The following is an 8,471-nucleotide window of genomic DNA, read 5'->3' as shown; positions in this document are numbered from 1 at the left end:
TTCGAAGCCCGACTTTCGTCGGGGCCAACCTCATTTTCTGGTCACTCGTTTTCTGGTGGGCGGACCGCGGGGCACCGCGCACCGACAGGGGAGAACCGGAACTGACCGGCTTGTCATTCAAACAGGTTCTTTTGATCGGATGCGCTCAGGCCGTGGCCTTGTTTCCCGGCACCTCGCGTTCCGGCATCACCATCGCTGCCGGCCTCTTCATGAATCTGTCCCAACCCGCCGCGGCGCGGTTCGCCTTTCTGCTCGGCACTCCCGCCATACTGGCCGCAGGCCTGCACAAAACCGTCTCGGTGGTCGCACAACCGGGTGAAGCATTGATGTTCACCAGCGTGCAAATGGCTATGGCCTTCGGCATCGCCTTTTTGTCCGGTTACCTCGCCATCAAACTATTACTCGCCGTGGTGAGCCGTGTCGGGCTGATTCCATTCGTCGTTTACCGGGTCATTCTCGGGGGATTGATCCTGGTGCTGTACTAATACAAAAAAAAAGCCGGACCGCCTTGCGGCGGCCCGGCCCTTTTTGCTGACTAGCGCGTTATTTGCATTCGACCATCAGATCAACCGTTCCATTATTGGTGATGCGGACTTCGCCACTGATGTCGCCCAGCGAATCACCACGGCTGAAGTTGGGTTCGTGCGTCAAGGTTACCGACTTACGACCCATGCTGTGTTTGTTAGCCATACCCACACCCCGGTCGCCTTCCAAACCATGGTTCCCTTTCGGTCCCAAAGTGATAGGAATGGTCGTGGCGTTGGAAGATTTCCAGATAACCGCATTGGCGCTTCCCCCGTCCCCGTGAGCGGAGGTACCAGCCGCTTGCAGAGTGATCTGGTTGGCATCCACGCAGGATGTTTTGTCACCAGGCTTCAGGGTTCCCGCAAACGCGGAAGCGGAAAAACAGAGCGTGAGCACAGCTATAACAGCTACGAACAGGACTTTTCTCATAACGGACCTCCCTTACCCAATAAAATTGAACATTGCCCCATTTAAATTTGGATCACTCTTCTGCCCCTGTGGATCCAATTGCCCCAAAACTTATATCAACCGGACCATGCCGGTCGCTTAGTACCCTTTTCAGAGGGGCCCGCTTGCAACCTATTTCGCCCCTTACACTTAATTGTGGCCAGTATACTTGGATTAAGGTGCAAGTCAATAAAAAATTAGAATTTCTACTACAATTGATAATACCAATTCCTATAAACCTCAATCATATTTTCCTACCTTCAATAGAATTTTATAAGGCTTTATTTTTTAATCATTTTTAAGAAACGTGATTTCTTTTAAAATGGCTGCATTGAGTTAAAATAGCCCTTTTGCAGTAGAAATCCAGTCGGGGACAACGCCAGAATAGGGAACTATGGGTGCCACGGGTCAGGAAGAAAACAAATCCACCATTCCCGCCTCCGTACGCCGGCGATTCATCAAGTTCGTAATTTTGATTCTGGTGGGTTTCGGAACCGGGTTTTACTTTTCCCGGCATGGGGTGAAACTGACGCCGGAATCGTTCCAGACCTTTGTATTGTCGATGGGAGTCTGGGGCCCGGTGCTTTACATCGGCGTGTTTGTCATTCGGCCTTTGTTCCTGATTCCTTCTATCGCCCTGTTCATCGCCGGGGGGCTGGCTTTCGGACCGATGGTCGGTCCGTTGTATGCTTCGGTAGGTGCAGCGGCAGGGGGCACGCTGGGATTCTGGATCGCCCGCACCATGGGCCATGACTATGTGAAGAGCAAACTGAAATTGGGCGCGGACATGATTGACGACACGCGTTTCAGCTTCTCGATGGTGTGGTTGTTGAGCCTCATCCCCATCATGCCTGTGACGGTGATCAACTACGGCGCGGGGCTGTCGACCATGCCATTCCGGCATTACATCCTGGCGCATGTGCTGGGTTTGACGCCGCGTGCGTACGCTTATGGATTTTTCGGAAGCACCCTTCTGGATATCGGTTCGACCAAATTCCGGGTCGCACTCATTATCCTGATCGTTTTGGCCCTCATCAGCCTGTTCCTCCGGTACCGCACCAAACGCAAACGGTCGCTGGAACCGGAAGCCACACAATAGGCCGTCGAATCAGTTCTCCAGGGTCTGGTTTTCGATCACCACACCCCCCGGTACGGCCAGCGGTTTGCCGTGGCTGATCAAACGCACTTTTCCTTTCAGTGTCGCTTCTCCTCGGAACCACACATTGCCCTCCACCTCCAAAGACTCCAAATTCAGCAAGCCGGGAGCCTGCGGAATGCGGCGGCTGTACTCGTCGAAATTTTCCAGCGGCCCTTTCCAGGTGACCTTTGGCAAGTCCGCTTGCTTCCGCGCGGGACTCCGACGCAATTGAGACCCTTCCTGCACAAACAGGTCGGATTGAATCATCAACAAATCAGTGGTTTTTTTTACCGGTAAAAACCGGTCGCGATGGACCACCAATCCGACCGCGTTCTCGAAATGCTCAAGAGCCGCCCCCATTGCGGTTTCCAGTTGAATGACCGCTTGGCCGTTTAATGACTTTTCGTTCACGATCAATTTGAGATCCATCGGTCCCTCATCCAACCGGCGTTTCAAATGCTCGAGGTGGATCCAGATGTTGTTGGTGTTGAACACCTTGAATTTTTCAGTGCTGCAAAACGATTCCATATACTCCGGGGGTACTTGAGCCACCTCCAGCAGGTGAAGCCGGCCGTCCTTATCCTCATACAACGTCCCTCCCTTGACATCCGCGGGGGTCTTCGCTGTCATCTCCATAAGAAAAGGAATGTTGTGCTTCAGCATATGGTGGGCGATGACGGGATCGGCCGTCGCCCCCAGGTTATCGGCGTTGGATACAAACAAAAGCTTTTTGCCGTCGGCAAGCAGGCGATCGAGAAGACCCTGATCCTCAAGGCAGGTAAAGAGATCGCCATGACCCGGCGGGTACCACGCCTCCGGCCCAAACTCTTCCTCACCCAGTGGCCGCCCTGTTTCCTTATCCAACCGGGGAAGCCGGTTTTGCGTGAAGCACTCGATTGGCGGTGACTGCGGGCAACCGTAAAGAGCCGCCTTCGTTTGTTCTTCAGTATGAAAACTGTTCATCAAAATCAGCGGCACCCGCACCGTCCAGGTTTGCTCCAGCTCCTGCAACTGGTCCACGATGAAATCAAGGAAAGTACGGCCTTCGCGAATGGGAATCAGCGACTTGGGTCCGGAGCACCCCATGCTGGTGCCAAGCCCGCCGTTCAATTTACACACCGCAAGATGGGACAGCACCTCCCTTGCCGCGTCTTCGTCCGGCGGCTCCAGCTTTTCATGGGGTACCAGCCTGTCCGTCCGTGGAGATCGAATCCCGTTCCAGTCAAGCAAAGCCTCGGGTCCTTTCCTGTACCGTTCCACCAACTGCAAAAAAGATCGGCGAGCACTTGGTGTCATGTCCACTTCCTGCAAAACCCGTATCCACTCCGAAATTTCCATTGGTTTATCCCGTGAACAGCCTTAAATTATATTTATCAACCCCTTTTTCAGAACCAATTCCGGGTTGGTACGGATTGGAAATCCGTCTAGTCCGTATGACTCCACCATCTTCCATCAATGGACAGATGATTATGAATGATAGCGTGCCAGATACCAAGTCCTCCAGCCCATCCGAGACCAACGGTGTGGACGTGATCAGGGATTCCATTTCCCAGCACCTGAAATACTCGCAGGCGAAATCGCCCCGAACGGCGACAATCATGGATTATTACAACAGCATCGCCCTGACCGTGCGCGACCGTCTCGTGGAAAAATGGATCGAGACACAAAACCGTTATTTTACCAAAGACCCCAAGCGCATTTACTACCTGTCCATGGAATATCTTGTGGGCCGCGCACTCAGCAATTACCTGGTCAATCTTGACTTCAAAAAGGAGGTGTGCCGGGCCATTGAAAAGCTGGGGCTCGAGTTGGAGGAGATTGAGCAGTCTGACATCGAAGCCGGGCTGGGCAACGGAGGTCTCGGTCGCCTCGCCGCCTGCTACATGGATTCACTGGCCACCTTGGGTATCCCCGCGGGCGGATATGGCATGCGCTATGAATACGGGATTTTTTACCAGAAAATCATTGATGGTTTCCAGGTCGAAACGGCGGACAACTGGCTGCGAAAGGGCTATCCATGGGAGCTTCCCCGCCCTGATTACCTCTACCCCATTCGTTTTTACGGCCATGTCCAGCACACCTCCAATAAGGAGGGCCGTGGAATCTGCCACTGGGTGGATTCGCACGATGACGTAATGGCAATGGCCTATGACATTCCGATCCCCGGGTACCACAACCAGACGGTGAACAACCTGCGCTTATGGAGCGCGCGTTCCACCCGGGAGTTCGACCTGGGAAGCTTCAACGAAGGCGATTACGTGCAGGCCGTCACTCATAAACACGAATCCGAAACCCTCTCCAAGGTGCTCTACCCGAACGACAGCAACATGCAGGGTAAGGAATTACGTCTGAAGCAGGAATATTTTTTTGTCTCCGCTTCCCTGCAGGACATTCTTCGCCGGTACAAGCGCAACCACTCCACCTTCGAACAATTCCCCCAAAAAGTGGCAATCCAGTTGAATGATACGCACCCCGCTCTCGCGATCCCGGAACTGATTCGTTTGCTGATGGACCGCGAACACCGCCCCTGGGATGAAGCGTGGGAAATCACCATCAAAACCTTCGCCTACACCAACCACACCGTCCTTCCAGAGGCACTGGAAAAATGGTCGGTCGATCTCCTGCAAAGGGTTCTGCCCCGGCACCTGGAAATCATTTACCACATCAACCAGGACTTTTTAAACCGTGTGCAGGTTTCGCACCCGGGCAACAACGCAATGCTGGAAAAGGTGTCCATTGTGGAGGAAAAACCGGTCAAAAGCATTCGCATGTCCAATCTTGCCATCGTCGGCAGCCATTCCGTCAACGGCGTCGCCGCCCTGCACAGCGATATTTTGAAAAGCCGGGTCTTTCCCGAATTCAACAAGCTTTTTCCGGGCAGGTTCATCAACGTCACAAATGGCATCACACAGCGGCTGTGGCTCAAGTCCTGCAACCCCGCGCTGGCAGACCTGCTGAACGACACCATCGGCGACAAATGGGTGACCGACCTCAGCCAGATGAAGAAGCTGAGGAACTTCGCGGAGGACGAGAATTTTCAAAAACGCTGGCGCGATGTGAAGATGCTCAACAAAATACGACTGGCGAAGTACATCCGCGAAGACAAGGCCCTCCGCATGGAGATCAACCCCAATCACCTGCTAGACATTCAGGTGAAGCGCATTCATGAATACAAACGCCAGCTTCTCTGCCTCCTGCATGTCATTGTGTTGTACAACCGCTTCAAGGAAAACCCGAACTGCGATCACGTTCCCCGCACCGTGTTGTTTGCGGGAAAGGCCGCGCCGGGTTACCACATGGCCAAGCTGATCATCAAACTCATCACCAGCGTCGCCAAAAGGGTAAACCAGGACGGACAAACGGCAGACAAACTCCGCATCGTTTTCATTCCCAATTACAGCGTGAACAAAGCGGAGGGCATCATCCCCGGAGCCGATCTTTCAGAACAGATTTCCACCGCAGGCATGGAGGCCTCCGGAACGGGCAACATGAAGCTCGCTCTCAATGGGGCTCTCACCATCGGGACCCTCGACGGAGCCAACGTCGAAATCAAAAACGAAGTGGGTGAGGACAACATCTTCATTTTCGGACTCACCGCCGAACAGGTTGACGAGCTCAAAACTCGAGGCTACAATCCACAAGGTTATTATGAACAAAACGGGGAGTTGAAGCGGGCCGTGGGCATGATCCGGGACGGCTACTTTTCTCCGGACCACCCGCACCTGTTCCAACCTCTCATCGATTCTTTGCTGGTCCAGGGGGATCGGTTCATGGTGCTGGCGGATTTTGCAAGTTACATCAAAACACAAAAAGAGGTGGAGGCCTTGTTTCTCCAACCCAACGAATGGACGCGGAAGTCCATACTCAACGCCGCCGGGATGGGCTTGTTTTCGAGTGACCGTGCCATCCGTCAATACTGCGAAAAAATCTGGAACGTCCATCCGCTTCCAAAATAAGACAATGCCTTGAACGCACAAGCCCTCCTTCCGGTATATGCTGGTTTTCAAAAAAAATATTTATTTTCATCCGCTCGATGCCCTGCCCAATGGGGAGGTCAGGCCCTACGGCAGGGATGAAGAGGCCCAGCCGATCGCCTTCAACCTGATCCACAAAGCCCTCATTGCCGGGCGGGAAGTGATTGAAGAACTCACCGGCTACGAGGAATCTACCGGCTTTGAGAAGCTCAGGGTGCTTTTCCCCCATGCCACCCGCTTTGGCCGGTTGCCGGTAATGGATCCACTGTCTAAAACACTTCTGGACGGATTGCTCAATACCCGCACCTGGTTTTTAATGAACTGCTATCATCTTTGCTACCTGTACGACGCCCTTCAGGAGATCGTCGAGGACTACAGTTATAGCGACCCCAAAAGGCGCCAGGAAATGATTCCGGAGTTAGGAGGAGAACCCATCAACTTCAACCATTTCCTCAACCAGTTTTTTTTCAACACCGCCTTTCTCATCTCCGCAAAGCGCTACAACGGCATGACCCCGCAGGAGCGGCGCCAACTCGGAAAACTGGACCACGCCTACTTTGGGGCAGTCGTCCCCAAGGATGACCCGGAGCAACCGGAAGACCCGACGATGGGCATGGTGATCAACGCCCAGCCGCCCGGGCCGGAAGATATTTCCCTCACGCCGCACCCTGGAAATCCATACGCTTCCGGTGCGCTCAGTCTTTAAAAAGCTCCCCTTTTCTGCCTTTCCGAGCTATGCTAAATTAAACAAAAATGAGGTGCGGGGAAATCCATGCTGATTTTCAAAAACAACATTTACAGGAAACAACAGGGAGAACTGCTGGCCCTCTCCACCGTGCAGGATTTTTCCACGGAATTCGATCCCTACCACTTTGTCAAAGCCTGCCTGGACGAGGAGGTGGAGCTCCTGAACCTGATCGAAGGCCACCCGCAGGAATTCTGGCGTGACGACCTTGCCGGATTTTATCCGCGGTCCCACCGTTTTGCAGAAATGCCCGTTCTCCGCAAACTTCTCGAAATCCTTATTGAAGGGCTGGAGGACCACGAGCACTGGTACCACATGAACACCTATCATTTCAGCCTGCTGTATGACGGGCTCAATCGATTCGCCTACAACTACAATCACGACAGCCCACAGGAAAAACTGAAGTCGCTGCCTGAAATGCAGGGCAAGCCCATCTATTTCGAACAGTTCGTGGACGATTACTTTTTCAATACCGTCTTTCTGCTGACGGAAGATGCCTACAATCGCCTATCAGGCAAAGAAAAGCAGGATCTGGGTTACACCTGCCCTTGCCAGTTTGGGGCCATCAACGGTCTCATGCCCTGCCAGGAAGAAATGGAGTTGCAGATCGCCAAGGATTATCCTTATCCCGTATACGTCTGATCTCCGCCTTTCCCGCCAAATTAGATACAATATGCTGAGATGGGTGGACCCACCCCTTTCCTGAAATGTGAAAAAGGATTCAGCCATTGCAGAAAGTTGCGACAGCTCTGGAAATGCAGGCGGCAGATCGAACGGCGATCGAACGATTCAAGATCCCCGGCCTGATTCTCATGGAAAACGCCGGACGCAATGTGGTTGACCTCATGTTCACGCGCATCCCGGATCTCGCCGACAAAAAGGTTGCAGTGCTGGCCGGCAAGGGCAACAACGGCGGCGACGGATTCGTCATCGCCCGGCACCTGCACCAGTCGGGCGTGGGCGTGCGGGTTCTTCTGGCGGGCAAGGTAGGTGACCTCAAAGGCGACGCCAGAACCAATGCAGATATCGCCATCGCCATCGGGATACCCGTTGCCGAGATGAACGAACGCAACCTCAACTCACAGAACCATTCCCTCCGTCATTCGCACATTCTGGTCGACGCGCTGTTCGGAACCGGGCTGTCCAAACCCGCAGGCGGCCTCTACGCGAAGTTGATTCAAAAAATCAATGCCGCCAAAAAATACGTGGTGGCGGTGGACTTTCCTTCCGGCATCGACGCCGACTCCGGGCAGGTCAACGGACCCTGCGTGCAGGCGAACCTCACGGCGGCCCTCGCCCTGTTCAAACGCAGTCACCTGCTTTATCCCGCAGCGGAGATGATGGGCGAAATTGTGCAATTCGACATCGGCATCCCCCGGCAGGCGGTGGAGGAACAGAACATCACAGTGGAACTGGTGGAGGAAACCGATATCGCCTCGCTCCTACCCAAACGCAGGCGCAACACCCACAAGGGCACTTATGGCCATGCGCTGGTCATAGGCGGGTCGCGGGGCAAGGGTGGAGCCGCGGGCCTGACGTCCCTGGCCGCCCTCCGGGCGGGAGCCGGACTCGTCACCCTCGCCATCCCTGAATCCTGCAACGCCGCTCTGGAGTTTCACCCGCTGGAGGCCATGACCCTGCC

Annotated in this window: 8 protein-coding genes; 6 read left to right on the top strand and 2 right to left on the bottom strand. The window is 54.1% G+C overall.

The genetic code is table 11. The features are described from left to right. A partial coding sequence (locus tag TX82_RS16305) for an undecaprenyl-diphosphate phosphatase (RefSeq protein WP_042251048.1) occupies positions 1-485 on the top strand: 485 nt, incomplete at its 5' end. Between the two features lie 58 nt (positions 486-543). Here the strand turns inward: TX82_RS16305 and TX82_RS10215 are convergent. Further along, positions 544-954, bottom strand: a complete 411-nt coding sequence (locus tag TX82_RS10215) for a hypothetical protein (RefSeq protein ID WP_005010074.1) — start codon at positions 952-954, stop codon at positions 544-546. Positions 955-1,366: 412 nt separating this feature from the next. Between TX82_RS10215 and TX82_RS10210 the strand changes: the two genes are divergently transcribed. Further along, positions 1,367-2,071, top strand: coding sequence for a TVP38/TMEM64 family protein (locus tag TX82_RS10210; protein WP_005010068.1), 705 nt, complete (start codon positions 1,367-1,369; stop codon positions 2,069-2,071). A gap of 9 nt (positions 2,072-2,080) precedes the next feature. Here TX82_RS10210 and TX82_RS10205 read toward each other — a convergent pair whose 3' ends face one another. Then, positions 2,081-3,406, bottom strand: a complete 1,326-nt coding sequence (locus TX82_RS10205) for a UTP--glucose-1-phosphate uridylyltransferase (protein ID WP_187291950.1) — start codon at positions 3,404-3,406, stop codon at positions 2,081-2,083. A 173-nt stretch (positions 3,407-3,579) separates the two neighbouring features. On the opposite strand from TX82_RS10205, the gene TX82_RS10200 reads away from it, so the two are divergent. The 4 genes from TX82_RS10200 to TX82_RS10185 form a co-directional block, all read left to right on the top strand. Beyond that, positions 3,580-6,066: a glycogen/starch/alpha-glucan phosphorylase gene (locus TX82_RS10200; RefSeq protein ID WP_005010066.1), complete on the top strand. Its 2,487-nt coding sequence runs from the start codon at positions 3,580-3,582 to the stop codon at positions 6,064-6,066. A 37-nt stretch (positions 6,067-6,103) separates the two neighbouring features. Continuing rightward, the gene (locus TX82_RS10195) at positions 6,104-6,790 is read left to right on the top strand and encodes a hypothetical protein (protein ID WP_005010064.1); all 687 of its coding nucleotides are present in this window, start codon (positions 6,104-6,106) and stop codon (positions 6,788-6,790) included. Between the two features lie 66 nt (positions 6,791-6,856). After that, positions 6,857-7,471 (top strand): hypothetical protein, encoded by a 615-nt coding sequence (locus TX82_RS10190; protein WP_005010062.1) that lies wholly within the window; start codon positions 6,857-6,859, stop codon positions 7,469-7,471. Positions 7,472-7,557: 86 nt separating this feature from the next. Next, positions 7,558-8,471: NAD(P)H-hydrate epimerase (locus tag TX82_RS10185; RefSeq protein ID WP_042252413.1), on the top strand; the 914-nt coding region annotated here is incomplete at its 3' end.

This window comes from Nitrospina gracilis 3/211 (assembly GCF_000341545.2).
Taxonomy (GTDB): Bacteria; Nitrospinota; Nitrospinia; order Nitrospinales; family Nitrospinaceae; genus Nitrospina; species Nitrospina gracilis.
The sequence above is the reverse complement of the archived record's forward strand: the minus strand, read 5'-3'. Positions and strand labels throughout refer to the sequence as shown.

What these genes read in the sequence shown, in the direction of transcription:
- TX82_RS10215 (WP_005010074.1), bottom strand. Translation starts at nt 954, where the DNA reads ATGAGAAAAGTCCTGTTCGTAGCTGTTATAGCTGTGCTCACGCTCTGT.
- TX82_RS10210 (WP_005010068.1), top strand. Translation starts at nt 1,367, where the DNA reads ATGGGTGCCACGGGTCAGGAAGAAAACAAATCCACCATTCCCGCCTCC.
- TX82_RS10205 (WP_187291950.1), bottom strand. Translation starts at nt 3,406, where the DNA reads ATGACACCAAGTGCTCGCCGATCTTTTTTGCAGTTGGTGGAACGGTAC.
- TX82_RS10200 (WP_005010066.1), top strand. Translation starts at nt 3,580, where the DNA reads ATGAATGATAGCGTGCCAGATACCAAGTCCTCCAGCCCATCCGAGACC.
- TX82_RS10195 (WP_005010064.1), top strand. Translation starts at nt 6,104, where the DNA reads ATGCTGGTTTTCAAAAAAAATATTTATTTTCATCCGCTCGATGCCCTG.
- TX82_RS10190 (WP_005010062.1), top strand. Translation starts at nt 6,857, where the DNA reads ATGCTGATTTTCAAAAACAACATTTACAGGAAACAACAGGGAGAACTG.